This is a genomic window from Virgibacillus sp. CM-4 (assembly GCF_000445495.1).
GTDB lineage: Bacteria > Bacillota > Bacilli > Bacillales > Amphibacillaceae > Virgibacillus > Virgibacillus salexigens.
Window position 1 is genome coordinate 186,494 of record NZ_AUQA01000005.1, and the last position, 20,507, is coordinate 207,000.

Genomic DNA, 20,507 nt, shown 5'->3' on the forward strand with positions numbered 1-20,507 from the left:
GTATTCGATTAGCAGCTTGTATAAGCAATTTCTTTTGCTCCTTCTTCCTTCACAGGATATTTTCCCGTCATACAAGCTGTACATATCCCCTGATGAATGGTTTTATCTTTTAAAATTGCCTTCTCTAAACCTTCTTCCGATAAATAAGCAATACTATCTGCTCCAATGATTTCACTAATCTCTTCAAGAGTATGGTTCGCAGCAATCAATTCATCTCTCGTCGACATATCAATCCCATAATAACAAGGGTTTTTAATGGAAGGAGAGGCAATTCTTACATGAACTTCTTTCGCCCCCGCATCTTTTAGCATCTGCACAATCCGCTTACTTGTTGTTCCTCTAACAATTGAATCGTCGATCATGATTACCCGCTGCCCTTCTATGATGCTTCGAACCGGTGAAAGTTTAAGCTTCACTCCCTGTTCTCTTAATTCTTGGGATGGTTGAATAAATGTTCTGCCGACATAGCGATTTTTAATAATCCCCATCTCATATGGCAAGCCACTTTCCTCTGCATAACCAATTGCTGCAGAAATACTTGAATCGGGTACGCCAACGACAATATCAGCGGAGACATTCGATTCTTTGGCAAGTTCCTTCCCCATGTTTTTCCTGGATGCATGGACATTGACATGATTCACATCGCTATCTGGTCTAGATAAATAAACGTATTCCATTGCACACATTTTTCGCTGCTCTCTCATTGCAAATCTTGTAGATGTCATACCTTCCTTACTAATTGTTATTAACTCGCCTGGTAGAACCTCACGTTCAAAGGTTGCTCCAATTTGATCAAAGGCACAGGTTTCCGACGCAACCACATAAGCTTCCCCTAATCGACCGATCGATAATGGACGAATCCCTGTAGGATCTAAAGCTACAAACATTTTATTTTCTTTTAAAATTAAATAAGCATATGCACCCACTACTTGATTTAGTGCTTTGGCTATTGTTTCTTCCGTAATTTTATTCCCACTACGTTTAATCAAATGCGCGAGTACCTCGGTATCAGAGGATGTTTGTAATATACTCCCCTCTTCTTCCAATTCGCCTCGTAATTTATAAGCGTTCATGATATTGCCATTATGAGCCAATGCTATACTTTCGGTTTGTGACCGGAAGAGAAGTGGCTGTACATTCTCGAGTACTTTACCACCCTGTGTAGAATAACGTACATGACCTACTGCTACATTCCCAGATAGTGCAGAGAAATCAGCATTTTTAAAAACATCATTAACAAGTCCTAGTCCCTTATGTGCTTTCAATTGGTTTCCATCACTGACAACTACTCCAGCACCTTCTTGCCCACGATGCTGCATGGAATGCAATCCATAATACGTTAACTCAGCTGCTTTTTCATGACCCCAAATTCCGAATACACCACATTCCTCATTTATGCCCTTGATTTCAGCAAGCATGGAATAGCTCCCTTCCATAATTCTCGTAGTTGATGAACATCTTCCTTGATTATATTGCTGCCATTCACACCAATTGATAATGTCTGATCATTTGTAACCTTACCGATTTCATATGCATCTTCAACCAATTCTAAGAATCTTGCTTCCTTCCCCTTCTTTACAGTAACGATAAAACGTGATTGCGTTTCACTAAATAATGCTACGGTCGGTTCCCCAGTTAGTTGAATCGATGCACCTAGATTCGCAACCTGGAAAAGACTCTCTGCAAGACCAACAGCCAATCCACCTTCTGCTAAATCATGAGCAGATGAAATAACTCCATGATGAATCGCAGTTAATACTTGCTGTTGCCTCTTTCTTTCTAACTGTAAGTTAATAGATGGCGCTTTTCCTTCATATTTTCCTAGAATCAGGTTTTGAACCTCACTCCCGCCAAATGCTTTATCCGTATCTCCAATAACATAAATGGTATCTCCTGCTGCCTGAAAGTGATTCGGTGTGATATGCTCTAATGATTCATGTAAACCAACCATGCCAACCACTGGAGTAGGAAATATTGCTTTTCCTTTGGATTGATTATAAAGGGAAACATTTCCACTTATTACTGGTGTGTCTAAAACAGTACAAGCAGCACTCATTCCCTCTATACTTTTCTCCATTTGCCAAAATACTTCCGGATTCGTTGGGTTTCCAAAATTCAAACCATCGGTAAGCCCAAGTGGTTTCGCCCCAGAACAAATAATATTACGAGCAGCTTCTGCTACGGCGATTTTGCCACCCGTCTCCGGATCTAAATAGATATAACGAGAATTACAATCTGTCGTCATTGCTAAAGCCTTATTTGTTCCTTTTATACGTATGACAGCAGCATCTGAACCTGGTGAAACTACTGTATTTGTTTGTACCATCGAATCATACTGGTCATAAACCCATTCCTTCGACGCAATGGTTGGCTGCTGTAATAACTGCTTTAACACATCTGCATGATCTTCGACTAACGGAGTCGTGTTTTCCATCTGTTGAAAGGTTTTATAGTAATAAGCTTCTTGTGAAGGCAAATGATTAACTGGTGCTTCTTCAGCAAGTGCATCAACCGGGATATTTGCCATGATTGTTCCATGTTGTTTAATTCGGAAAACTTTCTCTTGAATTACCGAACCTACAGCTACCGCCTGAAGACCGTATTTTTGGAATACTTCGATAATTTCTTGTTCACGTCCCTTTTTAACCACTAGTAGCATACGCTCTTGTGATTCAGACAACATCAATTCATAAGCTGACATCTTTTGTTCTCGTTGTGGCACTAGATCCAAGTCCATTTCTAGCCCAGTTCCTGCTTTACTAGCCATTTCACTTGCTGATGAAGTTAACCCAGCTGCCCCCATATCCTGCATTCCTACAAGTGCATCTGAATGAATGACTTCAAGACAGGCCTCTATTAATAATTTTTCCATAAATGGATCACCGACTTGTACGGCAGGACGATCTTTTGCTGCATCTTCACCTAAATCACCTGAAGCAAAGGTTGCACCATGGATGCCATCTCTACCTGTTGGAGCGCCAGCGTACAACACGGTATTACCTATTCCCTCGGCAATCCCCTTTTGTATTTCATCATGATTAATTAACCCCACACACATCGCATTAACAAGCGGGTTATCTTCATAACAATCATCGAATTGCACTTCTCCTCCCACTGTTGGAACACCAACACAATTACCATATCCAGCTATTCCATTAACGACTTCGGAAAACAAATACTTGACATGATCCGTGGTCATGTTACCAAAACGTAATGAATTTAACAGCGCAATTGGACGAGCTCCCATAGAGAAAACATCTCGAATAATGCCGCCAACTCCGGTAGCTGCTCCTTGATATGGTTCTACAGCTGAAGGATGATTATGGCTTTCAATCTTAAACACAACTGCTTGATTATCACCAATATCGATGACCCCAGCGCCTTCTCCTGGTCCTTGTAAGACTTGTGGAGCTTTTGTTGGGAACTTTTTAAGTAATGGTTTCGATGTCTTATAACTACAATGCTCCGACCACATGACAGAAAAAATTCCTGTTTCAGTGAAATTCGGACGACGATTTAAAATCGATTTAACCAATTGAAATTCTTCATCACTTAACCCCATATCTCTGTATATTGCATCTTTTTCAATGATCTCTGGGCTAATTTCATGCGTTAGCAACATACGTTTCCCTCCAATTCCGTACCAATGACTTAAATAAACGCAGTCCATCATCACTACCTAACATTGCTTCTACAGCTCGCTCCGGATGTGGCATCATACCAAGAATATTTCCAGACTCGTTAATAATTCCTGCTATATCTGCTACGGAACCATTTGGATTCTGTTGATAGGTAAATACAATTTGGTTATTGGCTTTTAATGATTGCAAGGTGTTATTATCGCAGAAATAATTTCCTTCACCATGCGCAATAGGGAAACGAACCACTTCACCAGGATTATATTCAGAAGTAAATAATGTTTGATCGTTCTCTACATATAACGATTCATAATGGCACATAAAAGATAGGTTCTGATTTCGTAACAGAGCACCTGGTAATAAACCGGCTTCCGTTAAAACTTGAAATCCATTACATACGCCCAAAATCGGCTTTCCTTTAGCTGCATGCTCCTTTATTTGGTTCATTACTTTAGATGTTGCGGCTACAGCACCAGATCGTAAATAATCTCCATATGAAAACCCACCTGGAAGAAGAATCGCATCATAGGTTGAAAGATTACTATTTTCATACCATACTAGATCTGCGTCTTTCCCCAGTATTTCCTTTACTGCATAATACATATCATAATCACAATTGGACCCCGGAAACATGATCACAGCAAATCTCACGAACGAACAGCCTCCCCCACTTCAATTCGATAGTCTTCAATTACTGGATTGGCAAGCAATTTTTCGCACATTTCCCGTACATTCGCTTCGAGATGAGGACTATCTTGAACATGTAGTTCGATGACTTTTCCAACACGCGCATCTTCAACTTCTTGAAATCCTAGTGAATGCAAGGACGCTTGAATCGCTTTTCCCTGTGGATCTAGAACACCCTGCTTTAATGTAATATGCACATATACTTTTTTCATACTTTCTCCTCCAAACGGTCTAGAATCTCTTCATAAACTTGAATTAAATCCCCAATACCTTGGCGAAAGACATCCTTATCTAGTTTTTCACTTGTGTTTATATCCCATAAGCGGCACGTATCAGGAGAGACTTCGTCTGCAAGTACAATACTGCCATCTGTTAATCTTCCAAATTCTAATTTAAAATCAACTAATGTGATACCAATACACTGAAAGATACGAGTTAAATGCTGATTTATTTCTAATGCCTTGTCTTTTATTTCTTGTAATTCATCTTGCGTAATGGAGGATAAAAATAATGCATGCTGGTCATTAATTAATGGATCACCAAGTTCATCGTCCTTAAAGAATAATTCCACAAGCGGTGGATGAAACGGTGTCTTTTCTTCAATTCCTAGTCGTTTCGTAATGCTGCCTGCAGCAACATTACGAACAACTACTTCCAGTGGGATAATTTCTGTTTGATAGACGAGCTGCTCGGTTTCACTTAACCGATCAATAAAATGGGTTTTCACTCCAGCTTCGTGAAGCAAGTTGAAAATTTTTGAAGAAATTTCATTATTAAGTCGTCCCTTTCCGTTAAAGCTAGATTTTTTCTCCCCATTAAACGCTGTAGCATCATTTTTATAGGCCAAAACCAGTTGATTTTGTTTTCCTTTTGCCTGATACACTTTCTTTGCTTTTCCTTCATATAACAACACGTCTTTCACAAGAAACACCTCACTTTAATCCAATTCGATCAAAAATAACATCGACATTCTTCAAATGGTACGTATAGTCAAAACAATCTTCAATTTCTGCTGGTGATAATTGGCTGGTAATTTGTTCATCTGCTTCTACTAATTGTTTGAAATGGGTACCTGATTCCCAGGCTTGCATCGCTTTTGGCTGAACAATGTCATATGCCTCCTCGCGAACCATTCCTTTATCGATTAACGCAAGCAGCACGCGTTGTGAGAAAATAACGCCATATGTTTTATCGATGTTTTTCTTCATATTCTCTGGAAAAACAGTTAAATTCTTAATGATATTAGCGAAGCGATTCAACATGTAGTTAAGGGCAATGGTTGCATCAGGTAATATGACTCGTTCTGCTGAGGAATGAGAAATGTCCCGTTCATGCCATAAGGAAACATTCTCATATGCTGTAGTCATATAACCACGAATTACTCGTGCCATTCCTGTCATATTTTCCGAACCAATTGGATTACGTTTATGGGGCATGGCTGATGAACCCTTTTGTCCTTTTGCAAACCGTTCTTCGACCTCGCGTGATTCCGTCTTCTGCAATCCCCTAATTTCGGTGGCGAACTTTTCGATTGATGTCGCAATCAATGCTAATGTCGACATATAAGCAGCATGACGATCACGTTGTAACGTCTGTGTAGATACTGGAGCAGGCGTTAGCCCTAACTTGCCGCATACATATTGCTCAACATATGGATCAATATTTGCATACGTACCAACAGCTCCAGATAATTTACCGAACTCAATATTCGCTGCCGCCGCTTCAAAACGCTCCAAATTCCGCTGCATTTCTTCATACCAAAGTGCTAACTTTAATCCAAATGTTGTCGGCTCTGCATGAACGCCGTGGGTTCTTCCCATCATTACCGTATGCTTATGTTCACTTGCTTTATCTTTTAAGATGTCAATAAATTGAAGTAAGTCTTTACGAAGAATTTCGTTTGCTTGCTTTATTACATAAGAAAGGGCTGTATCAACTACATCCGTTGAAGTTAGTCCGTAATGAACCCATTTACGTTCTTCTCCTAACGTCTCTGAGACAGCACGGGTAAATGCAACTACATCATGCCTTGTTTCTTGTTCAATCTCATAAATACGCGGCATATCAAATGATGCTTTTGCACGGAGCTTTTCTACGTCTTCTTTAGGGATAACACCTAGTTCACTCCAGGCTTCACAAGCTAGAATTTCTACTTCAAGCCATGCATTAAATTTATTTTCTTCTTTCCAAATCGATCCCATTTCTTCTCTGGTATAACGTTCAATCAATGTTTGGCCTCCTCGAATGTCTGAATTTGCTCGTTTACTTTATCCATTGTAGCCCCAATGAATGTAATATGTCCCATTTTTCGTTTTGATTTTGCTTCATCTTTCCCATATAAATGAACAAAACCAGAAGACGCCTTGGTCATTGCTTGAAGTATAGCTTCTAGATCTTCGCCTAAGATATTTATCATCACGGCAGGCTCTAACAATCTAACTTCTGTTAAAGGCAGATTACAAATGGCTCGAATATGTTGAGTGAACTGGGAAACCGTACAAGCTTCAATTGTATAGTGACCAGAATTATGTGGTCTTGGAGCCATTTCATTCAAGTAAATCCCATCGCCTTTGACAAATAATTCGACCGCGAAAGTTCCCACAATATCCATATGCTCAGCAAGCTGCTCAACTGCTTCATACGCTTGCTTTTCCACATCATTGGTAATATTAGCTGGAACGGTAGTCTGGTATAAAATATGGTTTTTATGATCATTTTCAGCAACTGGAAAGAAGGTAATTTCTCCTTTTAATGATCGGGTAAAGACTACGGAGATCTCTTTGTCGAAAGGAATCCACTGTTCAACAATACAATAAGCATGTTGCTCAGCAAATTCGATTGCTGCAGCTATATGTTCCCTATTTTCTATTTTTAGCTGCCCCTTCCCATCATAACCACCACGACATGTTTTAATTACAGCTGGAAATGGAAAGTCGGCTAAAGCCTGTTCACATTCAGCTCCATTCTTAACAATTGAAAATGGAGGGACTGGAAGGTTTGCTTCCTCCATTAATGTCTTTTCTTTCTCTCTATTTTGTGTAACTTCTAATGCAAACGAGCCTTGAGGTAACTTCCCTTGTTGTTCAATATAAGCTGCAGCATGTAAATCAACATTCTCGAACTCATACGTTATGACATCACTTAATGCTGTTAATTCTTGAATAGCATCTAAATCCGCATAATCAGCAATGATTTGATGATCCGCTACTTGCGCTGCAGGACATGCAGCAGTAGGGTCTAACACATTTACGCGATATCCCATATATTTTGCTGCAATTGCCATCATTCGTCCTAACTGTCCTCCGCCAATAATCCCGATTGTTTGTCCAGGTAAAATGATATTAGTTGTGTTTCGCAAGATCTTCCCTCATTTCTGATACATTCGCCTTCATTTCCTCACGATATGTAGCTAGTTTTGCAGCAACATAGTCATCAAAAGCACCAATAATTTCCGCGGCTAGTATACCAGCATTCTTTGCTCCTGCTTTTCCAATTGCCACTGTTGCAGTCGGTACGCCACCTGGCATTTGCACGATCGATAACAGTGAATCTAAACCGTTTAATGCCTTGCTTTGCACAGGCACACCAATTACTGGTAATGTCGTTTGCGAGGCAACCATACCTGGCAAGTGAGCTGCTCCCCCAGCTCCAGCAATGATCACTTTAAGTCCACGTTCCCGAGCCGATTTCGCATAGGTAAACATCGTATCAGGCGTTCGATGAGCGGAAATGATATCTTCCTCATACGGAATTTGTAACTCATCTAATATTTGGCAAGCGTGTTTCATTGTTTCCCAATCTGAAATACTTCCCATAATCACTCCAACCATATGACAATCCCCCTATTAGTCTTTCTGGTATAATCGTTGCAATTAATTTAACAACACATTTACGTAACTTATATCAATTTTTTAGAAAAACAAAAAAGTCTATTCTTCTACCCTCAGGGCTAATGAGAGAAGAGAATAGACCTGTCTTTCATCCATTCAAACAAATCATTGTTTAGCACAACGATTCTACTTCCCTCATAGTCCAGTCATTTACGGTGCTGGGTAGAAACTTCTGAGCCGTATTCTCAGTTTTATATGAGGATCTATATTTTGTTCGATCGACTTAAGAATAACAAGGAAACAAGGCTATGTCAATAAAATAACGAACAATTTATTGTTTTTTTTCGTTAATGTTCGGTTTTTATGCAATTAACCAAATATAAAAGAGCAAGCCATCAGTGGCCTACTCTTGATCGTCTAATGATTGCGTTGAAGCAGCATCGACCTGTTGTCGCTTATTACCTGCTACATCCTCTTCTGCCCGTTTCTTAGGGTTCATTAATCTACCTTTTCGAACTTGCTTGACCCAGAAACCACCATATATTTGTTTTGGTTCATAAGCAATAATAAACGCCTTCGGATCAATTTCTTTAATCGTTTCATAAAGGTTTAATTCATATTTTCGAGGTGTGAGAATCTGCATCGATAACCGGTCTCCATCCATTCCATATGCATACCAGCTTGTCACACCATACCCTTTGTCACGTAACATTCTAGTAAATTTAATATCTGGATCAGAAGAAATGACGTTAACGGTTATATATCCCAATGCCAATTTCTCCTCAATTTTCGAACCACAAATAACACCGATCCCAAAACCAATGGCATAGGCTATTAAATTTTGTATTTCATTAAGATTATCTAATACAAGCCCTAGCCCTAACACATAGATAACTATCTCAAACATACTCACTATGGAGGCGATATACCGTCTGCCCTTCAAGGTTAAAATCATTCGTACAGTGGATAAAGAAACATAGACAATGTTAATCACAAGAATAATTGCAACCATTATAAATGCATTACTTAACAAGCGAAACCCTCCTATATTTATAAGCTAAGCATACCTTATTTTTCAATCATATGAAATCATTTTATATTCATGCTCATTTCCTATTCACCATCCACACAAATGGGCATAGGCTAATGTAAGGATAATATGAAAAACCTTAACCTGGAACAATGATTCCCTATGCTTTCTAAGTCCCCTTTTCATATATCAGGTTAAATCTAAAATGAGGTGATCATTTGGACCCGTTTCAGCAAATGTCCGATTGGAAAAAGAATATGGACCATTTCTTTGGCGACAGCTTTTGGAATGAATTTGAAGGCATTATAAAACCTAACATTCCACAAATAAACCTATATCAAACGGATAATGAACTTTTCTGTGTAGTTAATATACCCGGATTAACAGATCTTGATAAACTTAATGTATATGTTGACTACGCGACTTTAGAGCTCAAGGGGTCAATTGACATTGACAATGCCCGAGGGTTTGTCGTACAAGAGGAAATTCTGCAAGGAGTTTTCGAAAGAAGCATATCGCTACCATTCCCCGTTCGTTCTGATAAAATTAAGGCTACTTACAAAAATGGCCTTGTCTATATTCAACTACATCGTTTAATCTCAGATACAAGTCGGAAAAATAGAATCAATGTTCATGTATTAGAGGATAGCTAAAGCAGATATGCCACGGGTAACCTAAGTTCGTGGCATATCTGCTTTTTAAATACCATATAAACGTTTCTTTTCATTCGACGGTAATCCCAATAACCTTTTTTTCAATGCTTGTTTCCATGTTTTTGCAAGTGCCGGACAATGCATAAGCTCTTCAGCTAATCGTAAATCCTCCTTGAATAGATGCATGATTTCATTACAAGCTGCAATGGACCATCTCGGATTTGGTCGTTCCATTAAATCTATATCTGTTCCAGCCTGAATAAACCCTTCTTTCAGCACTCGAAAATACCAGCCGGTACGTCCCGTACGTTGCATCCGTACTGCTAAATCCTCAACCCGCAAACGCTCAGCTATATGCCACGTTGGTAGACGGGGCTGCGCTACCTGTATAACCGCATCTCCAATACGGTATATATCTCCAATAAATACAGAATACTCATCCATTTCTAGTACCGAAAAATCTTCGCCCATGGAGCCAACCTCGATATTCTCTAGCTGTAACTCTTCTTGCCATCTATAATAATGTTTTATTGGATAAGCCAAAACTGCTTGTTCAACCTGCTTATTTTGGTTTTCCTCTGTCAATGCATCTGTCATGAACCCGCGCTCACTCAACCAAAGCTTCTCCTGTATAGGGTTTTTATTTCTGCTCTTACTCGAAGGTGAATCCAGCCTATCCGAATTTCCCGTTTTTTTCTCCTTTTCTATAAATACTTTATGAATAAATGGCTCTTCCATCATGTCACGCCCTTATTAAATATGATATAGTATCTTTATTCTATATAAATTAATGGCAAATGAAAATATGTACGGCGAAAGAGGGATAAAATGACGAAACAACGAGCTACATTCGCTGGAGGATGCTTCTGGTGTATGGTAAAACCGTTTGACCAATGGGATGGCGTCGAACAGGTCGTATCCGGATATACAGGCGGCCATCTATCCAACCCGACTTATGAAGATGTTAAAACTGGTGATTCAGGGCATTATGAGGCGGTTGAGATTATTTATGATCCTTCCATCCTATCCTATCAAACTATTTTAGATGTGTACTGGCAACAAATTGATCCTACAGATGATGGCGGTCAATTCCAAGATCGTGGAGATTCTTATCGTACTGCTATTTTTTATTATAATGAAGAGCAAAAAACAGCTGCAGAAGCATCAAAGGAAAACCTAGCCGCTAGCGGCAAATTCACAAAGCCAATCGTAACCAAGATACTTCCTGCTTCTACTTTTTATCCAGCTGAAGCGTATCATCAAGATTTCTACAAAAAAAATGAAACAGCGTATAAGGAAGATCGTGCTAAATCTGGAAGAGATGAATTTATAGAAAAATTTTGGAATAATTAACGCCTAAATTAACCCTCTCGCTGCAGAGGTTAATTTATGCCATAAAATGATAACGTTTTATAAAGTCAGGAGCGAGATATTTGTCTAATCAACAATCCTTAACACCCTTGAAGATGTTGTTGTTTGCCTTTCATGCCACAAACACCATTATTCTTAGTTATTTACCCTTGTATTTAAAATACAAAGGCTTAGACGGTAATGAAATTGGATACGTGTTAGCGGTTGGTCCACTTGCCGCGATTTTTGCACAGCCATTCTGGGGCTACATGAGTGATAAATATAAAACGGTAAAACGGGTCATCCAAGTCTGTATCATCGGCTTACTCATCACAAGCATTATTTTCTTCCAAATGGAAACCTTAATTGCAATTATTTTAATGGGGGCTATTTTTTATTTCTTCGTCACACCCATTGGTGCATTAGGAGATAGCCTTGCGCAACGAAGAGCGGATGAATTAGGTGTGTCCTTCGGAAAAATTCGTTGGTGGGGATCTGTCGGCTTTGCAACGTCATCCTTAATCATTGGTGAAATCCTTACTAGAGTTGGGATTCAGTATATGATTATTCCTTATTTATTCTTCGGAGCACTTGCATTACTTGTGACATTCCGACTCACTGACGTCAAAGTAGAGTCAGATCCAATTCAATTAAAGGATGTCAGCGCAATTGTTAAAAGTAAACCGTTTGTTATCTTTTTACTTTTTATTATGTTTTTAAGTATTACGCATCGTGCAAATGACAGTTTCATTGGGTTATATATTGAACAACTTGGTGGGAGCGAAGGTTTAGTTGGTTCTGCATGGTTTGTAGGCGTTGTGACAGAGGCGATTGTATTCGCTAGTGCAGGGTTTTGGTTCAGAAAGTATCATCCACTTGTTTTTGTTATTATTGCAGGAGTACTTTACAGCATTCGGTGGTTTATCTATGGAGCTGCTGATAGCCCCTACCAGATTATTGGCTTACAATTCCTACACGGCTTAACATTTGGAGTATTTTATTTAGCGTCTTTTAACTATATTTCTCGATTGATTCCTAAGCTATTGCAATCTACGGGGCATCTTGTTTTCTTTGCAACTTTTTTTGGATTATCAGGTATAATTGGTTCATTGGTAGGAGGAGCACTCATTGATTCTTATGGTGGTGGCACACTTTACACTGGTATGGGAATCGTTTCTTCAATAGGAACCGTATTAATATTCATCTACCATATCCTCCCTTATGGAAAAGAAGCCTATGTTCATGACCAAGAAAGATAAACGAGAAAAAATCTGAACTACTATCCGAATAGAATGGATAATCGTTCAGATTCTTCTTTACCAAGACTATCTTGTTACTAACTTAGGAAGATAAAATATAAAATAAAGATAATAAATAAAGCATACATGACAGGGTGAATCTCTTTGCCTCTCCCTTTTAATAACATGGTGATTGGATAAAAGATAAACCCAATTGCGATCCCTGTTGCAATACTGTAGGTAAGCGGCATGGTTATAACAATCAAGAAAGCAGGTACTGCGATTTCAAAATGATTCCATTCAATATCTTTCAATGCAGAACACATGAGAACCCCAACAATGATCAAAGCTGGCGCCGTCACTTCGGCAGTTATAATATTTAGTAATGGCGAGAAAAATAATGCTAACAAGAAGAACAAGGCAGTTACAACAGATGTAAAGCCAGAACGCCCGCCAGCCCCAACACCTGCTGTTGATTCCACATAAGATGTTGTTGTTGACGTACCAAGGGAAGCCCCAACTACTGTTGCTGCTGAATCAGCAAATAACGCTCTATTCGCACGTGGTAACTTGTTATTTTTAATAAATCCTGCTTGATTAGCAACTGCAACAATCGTACCTGCTGTATCAAAGAAGTCAACGAATAAAAAGGTTAAAATGACAACAAGCATTTGTATGGTGAAGATATCTCCGAAATGAGCGAACGCTTGTCCAAACGTCGGAGCAAGACTTGGTACTTCCCCAACAATACCATTCATTCCAGATGGCGGATCAATTAATCCAACAATCATACCCGCAATTGCCGTCAAAATCATTCCATAAAAGATCCCACCACGAATACCGATCGCCATTAAGATAACCGATACTACGAGCCCAAATACCGAAAGCAGGACAGATGGCGATGTAATGTCCCCAAGTGCTAACAAGGTAGCATCATCCGCAACAATGATTCCGGAGTTCTGAAAACCGATAAATGCGATAAAAAATCCTATCCCTGCTCCTACAGCAAGTTTAAGGTTCGCTGGAATAGCATTAATAATTTTCTCGCGGAATCCAGTTAATGTGAGAATAACAAAGATTATCCCTGATGCCAGTACGCCAGCTAACGCTGTTTCCCAAGGAATTCCGTAACCTAATACGACCGTATAAGCAAAAAATGCATTTAATCCCATACCTGGTGCTAAAGCAATTGGATATCTTGCAATAACTCCCATAAATAACGTACCGACCGCTGCCGCAATAGCTGTTGCAGCAAATACAGCCTCTTGATCCATACGAGTAACGCCGTCCGGTAATTCTTCAATACCTACTAGCGCTAAAGTGGATGGGTTAACAAATAAAATATAAGCCATAGCTAGAAATGTGGTTAATCCAGCCATAAATTCAGTTCGATAGTTCGTACCTAATTCTTTAAAGCGAAAATACTTCTTCATTTTTCTTCCCCTTTCAAATAGCAGATATCCAGGCTTTCTTGCTATATAAATAACCTATCTTTCTGCATTTCCCAATAAAAAACATAGGACATAAAAAAACACCCTAAGGTTCTCCCCTAGAGTGTTCTTCTATGCAAAAAATATTAAAGGCCGTATTTGTCATATACAGAGAAAATCCCATGACATCCTTGACCTATCTATTTTTTGCGTAGTCAGACCATTTACGGTAGTCTGGTAGAAACTCTGGGCCATATCCCCGAAATTATACGCATTATTTTTTATTTATAGGATTATCATACGATTTTTTTCTACATAAGTCAACAAAACACGAACGTTGAATATTTTTTTATTGTTTTTGTTCGATTATTCCCACTCAATGGTTGCTGGTGGCTTAGAAGTAATATCATACACAACGCGGTTGATATGCTGTACATCATTAACCAGTCTTGTAGACACTCGTTCTAATACATCCCAAGGAATACGAGCCCAATCCGACGTCATGCCGTCAATGGAGGTAACAGCTCGAATACCAATCGTATAGTCATATGTTCTTGCATCGCCCATTACTCCCACACTTTTAATATTAGGGAGTACGGTGAAGTATTGCCAAATATCTCTTTCTAATCCAGCTTTAGCAATTTCTTCTCTTAGAATGGCATCCGATTCTCGAACAATTTCCAGTTTTTCTTCTGTTACTGCGCCCAATACACGAATAGCAAGTCCTGGACCAGGGAAAGGTTGTCTCCAGATGATATGATCAGGAATTCCCAGTTGGGAACCTAACTCTCGGACTTCATCCTTAAAGAGGGTGTTTAATGGTTCAATCAATTGAAACTGCATATCTTCTGGAAGCCCGCCAACATTATGATGTGACTTTATCGTTTGAGCTGTTTCCGTTCCACTTTCAATAATATCTGTATACAGTGTTCCTTGTGCAAGGAAGTCGATATCTTTCAATTTCGCTGCTTCATCATCGAATACATAGATGAATTCATTTCCAATAATCTTACGTTTCTGCTCCGGATCATCGACCCCTTCAAGTTTTGAAAGAAAACGATCCTTTGCATCTACTTTGATAATATTCATATGGAAATCATCAGCAAACACTTTCATAACGTCATCGGCTTCATTTTTACGAAGCAGGCCATGATCAACGAAGATACATGTGAGTTGATCGCCAATTGCTTTATGAATTAAAGCAGCCACAACAGATGAATCAACACCACCACTTAATGCACATAAGACGTTACGATCGCCAACCTTTTGTTGGATTTTCTCTACTTCCATGTCAATGAAGTTCTCAATCGTCCAGTCCCCTGCACATTGACATACATCAAATACAAACTGTTTTAGTAAATGATTCCCGTATTCAGAATGGCGCACTTCTGGATGGTACTGTACTCCATAAAGGCCTTTTTCTGGAAGGCTCATTGCAGCAATTGGCGTAGATTGACTCGTTGCATCGATTTGGAAATTTGCCGGTTCCTGTATTACCTTATCTCCATGACTCATCCAAACCGTTTGCTGCTTCGGTGTACCTTTATATAAAATTGGATCTTCATTTAGGTCAATAAGCGCTTTTCCATATTCACGGTTTTTCGCTTTTTCTACTTTCCCACCATAATGAAGCGACATTAGCTGCATACCATAGCATATCCCTAAAACCGGAATACCTAAGTCAAAGATTTCTGGGTCACAACGAAAACTATTCTCATCATAGACACTATGTGGCCCACCTGAAAGAATAATTCCTTTTGGGTTCATTCGCTTTATATCTTCAGCAGTGAGCTTATGTGAATGCAATTCACTATATACACCAAGTTCTCTAATTCGACGAGTGATTAGTTGATTATATTGACTGCCAAAATCCAATACTAAAACCAATTCATTGTTGTTCATCTGCATAGCTCCTATCTATATTTAATCCGCCGCTTCGCCCATCATTGTTCTTTTAAAACAAAAACTGGATTCCTACCTTCTGCGATTAAGAGAACGAAATTCGCACTCTCTTAAATGCAAAAAGGCAGAAATCCAGATATACTGATCTTCTGCCTTCATAGTCAGAGCATTTACGGTGCTCCGGTAGAAACTTTCGACCCATATTATCGAGGATATACGAACGGCATGTCTGATTAATTTGTTGGATTATGTCCCTATTCTACTAACCAACGTTAGGAAGGTCAAGCCAATATCCGTTTAATTAAATTTTGCCATAATTGCGCAATCTCCGTTCTAGGAACTTCTCTGATTTCTTGGCGATATAATAGCTGCTCATAATGCTGCGTTAACTTTTTCATTTCATCTGTAGAATATTTTCGATCTATCTTAACAGCATACTCTCTTAAGGTCTCATCTGGCAATTTGCCATCCCCTCGATGTCGTAATAGTTTCATTACGTAATGATATGCTTCCTGATAGTTCTCCGCATTCCAATTAGCCATAAACTTTCTTTTTATTATTATTGTTTTCCACCTGAATCTGGTTCGATAACCAATAAATACCAACAACGCAAGGATAACAAGTAGGATAACGAGATATAACCAATGGAATGAGCTATTTCCCTCAGACGGTGAAGCCATTGCAGCCTCAGCTTCTTGATTTTCTTCTTCCTGTGAAGGTTGAGGAGTTTCTTCCGGTGTCTGTTGCTCATCTTGGTCTTGCTGGGCTAATACATCATCCTGTTCAGCACCTGTATCCGCCATGGAAGTTTGAAAATCGGAAAGATTAGAAAATCCTTGTGTGGGTTCAAATGGAACCCAGCCTATTTCAGGAAAGAAAACTTCTACCCATGAATGGGCATTTGCATTGGTAACCTCATATACATTATAGTCTGATGTCGAATCGATCTCTTCTCCGCCAGTAAATCCTTTAGCCCATCTAGCTGGAATGTCTATGGAGCGTAATAAAACCACCATAGCAGTCGAGTAATTATCACAATAACCTACTTTTGAATCAAATAAGAATTGATCGACATAATCCTGACCTTCCTTAGGTACGGGAACATCTGTTGTTTGATAAGTAAAACCGTTCGTTGAGAAATACTGCTCAATTGCTTTCACCTTATCATAAGCTGTTTCCTCTCCTGCCGTTATTTCTTTGGCTAATTCTTTTACACGTTCTGGTAAAGTCTCTGGCAACTGTGTATAGCTATCTAATGACTCTCTAATTGTTGGGGTTTCCCGTAACTTATCAATATTAAATGTGGGGTAATCATAATCAACGGTAAATGTATTCAAATCATTTATAACTTCAAACCCCTCATCACGCAGTTGTATTGCTTCCGAATTCAAGTCAACATATGCATTTCCTCTATGTGTCGAAATTTCTTTGAAACCATATGGATGCAAAATTTTATCAAACGACGTATTGCCTTGAAATTCAATGGTTGCTTCTAATTCTTCCGTATCCACCGTATTATCATACATTGGAGGAATTCTATTTGTTGGTACATAATTTGCCTCTGAGCTATTCGTCCATCCTTTCCCTGTATAAACATCCTTCGTTTCTATTCTCCAATAATGGTTTTCCTCTGCTTTTGCCTGAAATACCGGTGTATAGTCTTGAACAAAAGAGCCACCTAATCTCGTATCATCTTCACCATAACCAACCTTTTGCACAACCGATCCTTCTCCTGCAATACCAGCATTTTCTGCTGAACTTTGAATAAACGGGACTGGATCCGGCCATTGTGGATCATATTTTGGAGCTGCAAATCCTATAGCAGAAGAAAAGGCAACTATCGCAACGATAGGAATCATCCACGCAGCAGATTTTTTCATCCATGGAAACGAAATAGCTTCACGATCCATTTCTTTACTAAAATTCGCAACTCCTAACGCAATAAACGATATAATAAACGCTCGAATAATCGCCAAAGCTCCATTATATACGGTAAACGTATCTAAGATGGCCAAATACACGAATGTAAGCAAGACAAATAACAAAATCTTCTTCATGACAACAAACCAGTAATGCAGAAGATAGCTCATAAGCCAAATGAGTAATAAAAATAAAACACTACGAAACATTGGAGTTAATTGATACCAAGCTTGTGATAATACGGCATCCATATTAAAACCAATATCAAGAAATAGCTGCTCCATCCAAATAGGACTTAAAAAAGTTGTCTCAAAAAATAAATGATTTACAATAAATAGAAGCGCGACACCTTTTAGAATAAACGATAGCCACCACTTTATTTGAAAAAGTGAAATAACAAAACAGAAAGCACTGTAAATAACAAATACAGTTAAATTATGCGTATCCGTAACCTGCTCCAAAGGATACAACCATTCTAAAAAAAGGATGTATCCACAAATATACAATAAAGAAGTGAAAAAAATCGGTCTACTTTGTTCATATTTCATCATATTCCTTTCACCTCTAATTGATTTTGTATTAGATGTTGTTCTGTCAATATATGGATATGAATACCTTCAAACTGCAACTGATGAATGAAAAGACGATTTTTCTCACGATGCTTGGCTGATTGAATTAAAATAAGTACAATACGTTTCGTTCGTTGATTCATCTTCTTCACGATTTCAATAAACGCAATATCGATATGACTCGTTACTAAGATGATTACATTTCCAGCTCCTGCTTTGGCAAATTCACTTTCAACACGAATCGAAAAAGGCTTAATCCCATCTGGCTGAATACGTGTTAAATGATTTTTCACCATATCTAACTTGACTGGGTCATGATGTACAGGAAAATATACTGTTTTCTCTCCAATAGTTACTAAACCAACTTGACTAGCTTGTTTTTTCAACCCCTCCATTAGGGAAAGGACCACTTCCACCATCGCTTCATAGACGACATAATTCGTTTCTGGGTAAATGCCATTATCTAACATGAGCAGAATGTCCGTACTTTTTTCTTGTTCAAATTCTTTGGTCATCACCGTATTTTTTTTAGCTGTCTGTTTCCAATCGATCCACGAAAAACGATCTCCAGGCATGTATTCCCGAATTCCGGTCGCAACATTGGAATTATTTAATTGAAATGCTGAAGTCGAAGCAGTACCTTGTTGGAAGCTGCTAATTTGTTCCTTCGTTACAATCGGCCTGGCATTAGGATAAGCTATAATTACATCAGTTACGTGAAAAGTATATTCTTTTTTAACTAATCCAAAAAAATCTCCCGTCCGTATTCGAACCGTTTGTAAGAGATGTTCACCCCTAGGCAATTGTTCAAGCCGATAGGTCATCGTGAATGTTCGCTTCCATAACGGAAAGAACACCTTTTTTAAATTTCGATTCGTGTATAGTTCACCTGGATCATCCATCAATGAATATTTTTGATGCTTGGTATCTATCTTTCTTAATGTTTCTGGTACCACCTCTTCACAGATACAATAGTACAAAGGAAATGGTAATTTTCGTTTTATCACTAATTTTACGTCTATACCATCACCAGCTCTAATTACATAATGAGATAATTGTCTTGAAACCTTCCATGTTTTCATGCTATGCAATAAAAATCCCAATTCATATAAAAAAATAGGTAGAAAACTAAAAAATAGAAACCAGCTGACAAATCCACCTTGAAACATTGCATACGAAAATAAAAGTAAAAAAAAGGAGACGACTACTATACCACTGGCTATTACACGGAACCTAGACGTCATGATTGGAATTCCTTTCGAATCGGTACATGCGTATGTTTAATAATAGAGGCAATTACATCATCTGTAGACATACCTTCATATTTTGCTTCAGAATGAAGAATAAGCCGGTGAGATAATACAAATGGCGCTAGATACTTAACATCGTCAGGTAATACATAATCCCGTTCCATAATATACGCATACGCCTTCGCAGCTTTCATTAAAGCGATTGACCCTCTTGGGCTTACTCCTAAATAGACCGCTGGATTTGATCTTGTACTAGCAATTAAATTGATGATATACTGTTGCACATTTGTATCAATATAGACAGCTTTCACTTCTTCCTGAATTACTATTAGTTCATCTTTACTTATAACAGCATCAATGGTTTCGATTGGATGATCTCCAGAAGTACGTTCCAGCATTTCAAGTTCTTCAGCAAACGTTGGGTAGCCCATCTTTAATTTCAAAATAAATCGGTCTAATTGTGCTTCCGGCAATGGATAGGTACCTTCATATTCAATCGGATTTTGTGTGGCCATCACAAAGAACGGATTTGCTAAAGAGAGTGTCCTCCCATCTACTGTCACGTTTTTTTCTTCCATTGACTCTAATAAGGAAGATTGTGTTTTTGGAGAGGTTCGATTTATTTCATCCGCTAGAATAATATTTCCTAATATAGGCCCTCCCCGAAACTCAAATTCCAGCGTTTTTGGGTTATATATGGAAACACCTGTTACATCAGAAGGTAGTAAATCTGGTGTGAATTGGATGCGGCGAAAATCACAATCTAGTGATTTGGCTAACGTTTTTACTAACATCGTTTTTCCAACACCCGGCACATCCTCTAAAAGCACATGTCCTTTTGCTAATAGAGCAACAAGACTTAAAACCGCTGCATGTTCTTTCCCAATCATTACTTTATTAATATTATGGATGACATTACTTATTTTTGGATTGTAAACCTTTGTACCTTCCATATACGAACCCCTCTCAACAAACAAATTTAAAACTATGTAAATTTTCAATTATTTTTC

18 protein-coding genes and 3 riboswitches are annotated in these 20,507 nt (G+C 38.6%); of the genes, 3 read left to right on the forward strand and 15 right to left on the reverse strand.

Annotation, left to right across the window (positions count from 1 at the left end):
• Positions 1–8: 8 nt before the first annotated feature.
• The 9 genes from purF to M948_RS33060 form a co-directional block, all read right to left on the reverse strand.
• Positions 9–1,418 (reverse strand): amidophosphoribosyltransferase, encoded by a 1,410-nt coding sequence (gene purF / locus M948_RS33020; RefSeq protein WP_021290757.1) that lies wholly within the window; start codon positions 1,416–1,418, stop codon positions 9–11.
• Positions 1,394–3,622 carry a phosphoribosylformylglycinamidine synthase subunit PurL gene (gene purL / locus M948_RS33025; RefSeq protein ID WP_021290758.1) on the reverse strand — a complete coding sequence of 743 codons (2,229 nt, stop codon included), beginning with the start codon at positions 3,620–3,622 and terminating at the stop codon, positions 1,394–1,396. The genes purF and purL overlap by 25 nt, the downstream gene beginning before the upstream one ends.
• The gene (gene purQ, locus M948_RS33030; RefSeq protein WP_021290759.1) at positions 3,606–4,289 is read right to left on the reverse strand and encodes a phosphoribosylformylglycinamidine synthase subunit PurQ; all 684 of its coding nucleotides are present in this window, start codon (positions 4,287–4,289) and stop codon (positions 3,606–3,608) included. Before purQ ends, purL begins: the two co-directional genes overlap by 17 nt.
• Entirely contained in the window at positions 4,286–4,537 is a 252-nt protein-coding gene (purS, locus tag M948_RS33035; protein ID WP_021290760.1) for a phosphoribosylformylglycinamidine synthase subunit PurS, read from the reverse strand. Before purS ends, purQ begins: the two co-directional genes overlap by 4 nt.
• Positions 4,534–5,247: a phosphoribosylaminoimidazolesuccinocarboxamide synthase gene (gene purC, locus M948_RS33040; RefSeq protein WP_021290761.1), complete on the reverse strand. Its 714-nt coding sequence runs from the start codon at positions 5,245–5,247 to the stop codon at positions 4,534–4,536. The genes purS and purC overlap by 4 nt, the downstream gene beginning before the upstream one ends.
• Positions 5,248–5,257: 10 nt before the next feature.
• Positions 5,258–6,553, reverse strand: coding sequence for an adenylosuccinate lyase (gene purB / locus M948_RS33045; protein WP_021290762.1), 1,296 nt, complete (start codon positions 6,551–6,553; stop codon positions 5,258–5,260).
• Positions 6,550–7,683, reverse strand: a complete 1,134-nt coding sequence (purK, locus tag M948_RS33050) for a 5-(carboxyamino)imidazole ribonucleotide synthase (protein ID WP_021290763.1) — start codon at positions 7,681–7,683, stop codon at positions 6,550–6,552. The genes purB and purK overlap by 4 nt, the downstream gene beginning before the upstream one ends.
• The gene (gene purE, locus M948_RS33055; protein ID WP_021290764.1) at positions 7,667–8,155 is read right to left on the reverse strand and encodes a 5-(carboxyamino)imidazole ribonucleotide mutase; all 489 of its coding nucleotides are present in this window, start codon (positions 8,153–8,155) and stop codon (positions 7,667–7,669) included. The genes purK and purE overlap by 17 nt, the downstream gene beginning before the upstream one ends.
• Before the next feature lie 178 nt (positions 8,156–8,333).
• Positions 8,334–8,434, reverse strand: a riboswitch (purine riboswitch).
• Between the two features lie 124 nt (positions 8,435–8,558).
• Positions 8,559–9,188: a DUF2179 domain-containing protein gene (locus tag M948_RS33060; RefSeq protein ID WP_021290765.1), complete on the reverse strand. Its 630-nt coding sequence runs from the start codon at positions 9,186–9,188 to the stop codon at positions 8,559–8,561.
• A gap of 215 nt (positions 9,189–9,403) precedes the next feature.
• Here M948_RS33060 and M948_RS33065 point away from each other — a divergent pair, with 215 nt between their 5' ends.
• Positions 9,404–9,838 carry an Hsp20/alpha crystallin family protein gene (locus tag M948_RS33065; protein ID WP_021290766.1) on the forward strand — a complete coding sequence of 145 codons (435 nt, stop codon included), beginning with the start codon at positions 9,404–9,406 and terminating at the stop codon, positions 9,836–9,838.
• Positions 9,839–9,883: 45 nt separating this feature from the next.
• Here the strand turns inward: M948_RS33065 and M948_RS33070 are convergent, their stop codons facing one another.
• The gene (locus M948_RS33070; RefSeq protein WP_231378675.1) at positions 9,884–10,453 is read right to left on the reverse strand and encodes an MOSC domain-containing protein; all 570 of its coding nucleotides are present in this window, start codon (positions 10,451–10,453) and stop codon (positions 9,884–9,886) included.
• A gap of 213 nt (positions 10,454–10,666) precedes the next feature.
• Here M948_RS33070 and msrA point away from each other — a divergent pair, with 213 nt between their 5' ends.
• Together msrA and M948_RS33080 are read left to right on the forward strand one after the other, a co-directional pair.
• Positions 10,667–11,191 carry a peptide-methionine (S)-S-oxide reductase MsrA gene (gene msrA, locus M948_RS33075; protein ID WP_021290768.1) on the forward strand — a complete coding sequence of 175 codons (525 nt, stop codon included), beginning with the start codon at positions 10,667–10,669 and terminating at the stop codon, positions 11,189–11,191.
• A gap of 80 nt (positions 11,192–11,271) precedes the next feature.
• The gene (locus M948_RS33080; RefSeq protein WP_021290769.1) at positions 11,272–12,447 is read left to right on the forward strand and encodes an MFS transporter; all 1,176 of its coding nucleotides are present in this window, start codon (positions 11,272–11,274) and stop codon (positions 12,445–12,447) included.
• Between the two features lie 77 nt (positions 12,448–12,524).
• Here M948_RS33080 and M948_RS33085 read toward each other — a convergent pair whose 3' ends face one another.
• The 5 genes from M948_RS33085 to M948_RS33105 form a co-directional block, all read right to left on the reverse strand.
• On the reverse strand, positions 12,525–13,859 hold the full coding sequence (locus tag M948_RS33085; RefSeq protein ID WP_021290770.1) for an NCS2 family permease: 1,335 nt from the start codon (positions 13,857–13,859) through the stop codon (positions 12,525–12,527).
• Positions 13,860–14,048: 189 nt separating this feature from the next.
• Positions 14,049–14,149, reverse strand: a riboswitch (purine riboswitch).
• Between the two features lie 73 nt (positions 14,150–14,222).
• Positions 14,223–15,758, reverse strand: coding sequence for a glutamine-hydrolyzing GMP synthase (gene guaA, locus M948_RS33090; RefSeq protein ID WP_021290771.1), 1,536 nt, complete (start codon positions 15,756–15,758; stop codon positions 14,223–14,225).
• Between the two features lie 138 nt (positions 15,759–15,896).
• Positions 15,897–15,998: riboswitch (purine riboswitch) on the reverse strand.
• A gap of 41 nt (positions 15,999–16,039) precedes the next feature.
• Positions 16,040–18,229 carry a DUF4129 domain-containing transglutaminase family protein gene (locus M948_RS33095; RefSeq protein WP_021290772.1) on the reverse strand — a complete coding sequence of 730 codons (2,190 nt, stop codon included), beginning with the start codon at positions 18,227–18,229 and terminating at the stop codon, positions 16,040–16,042.
• Complete coding sequence (locus tag M948_RS33100) at positions 18,226–19,491, reverse strand: DUF58 domain-containing protein (protein ID WP_021290773.1); 1,266 nt, start codon at positions 19,489–19,491, stop codon at positions 18,226–18,228. The genes M948_RS33095 and M948_RS33100 overlap by 4 nt, the downstream gene beginning before the upstream one ends.
• Positions 19,488–20,450: an AAA family ATPase gene (locus tag M948_RS33105; protein ID WP_021290774.1), complete on the reverse strand. Its 963-nt coding sequence runs from the start codon at positions 20,448–20,450 to the stop codon at positions 19,488–19,490. The genes M948_RS33100 and M948_RS33105 overlap by 4 nt, the downstream gene beginning before the upstream one ends.
• Between the last annotated feature and the right edge of the window lie 57 nt (positions 20,451–20,507).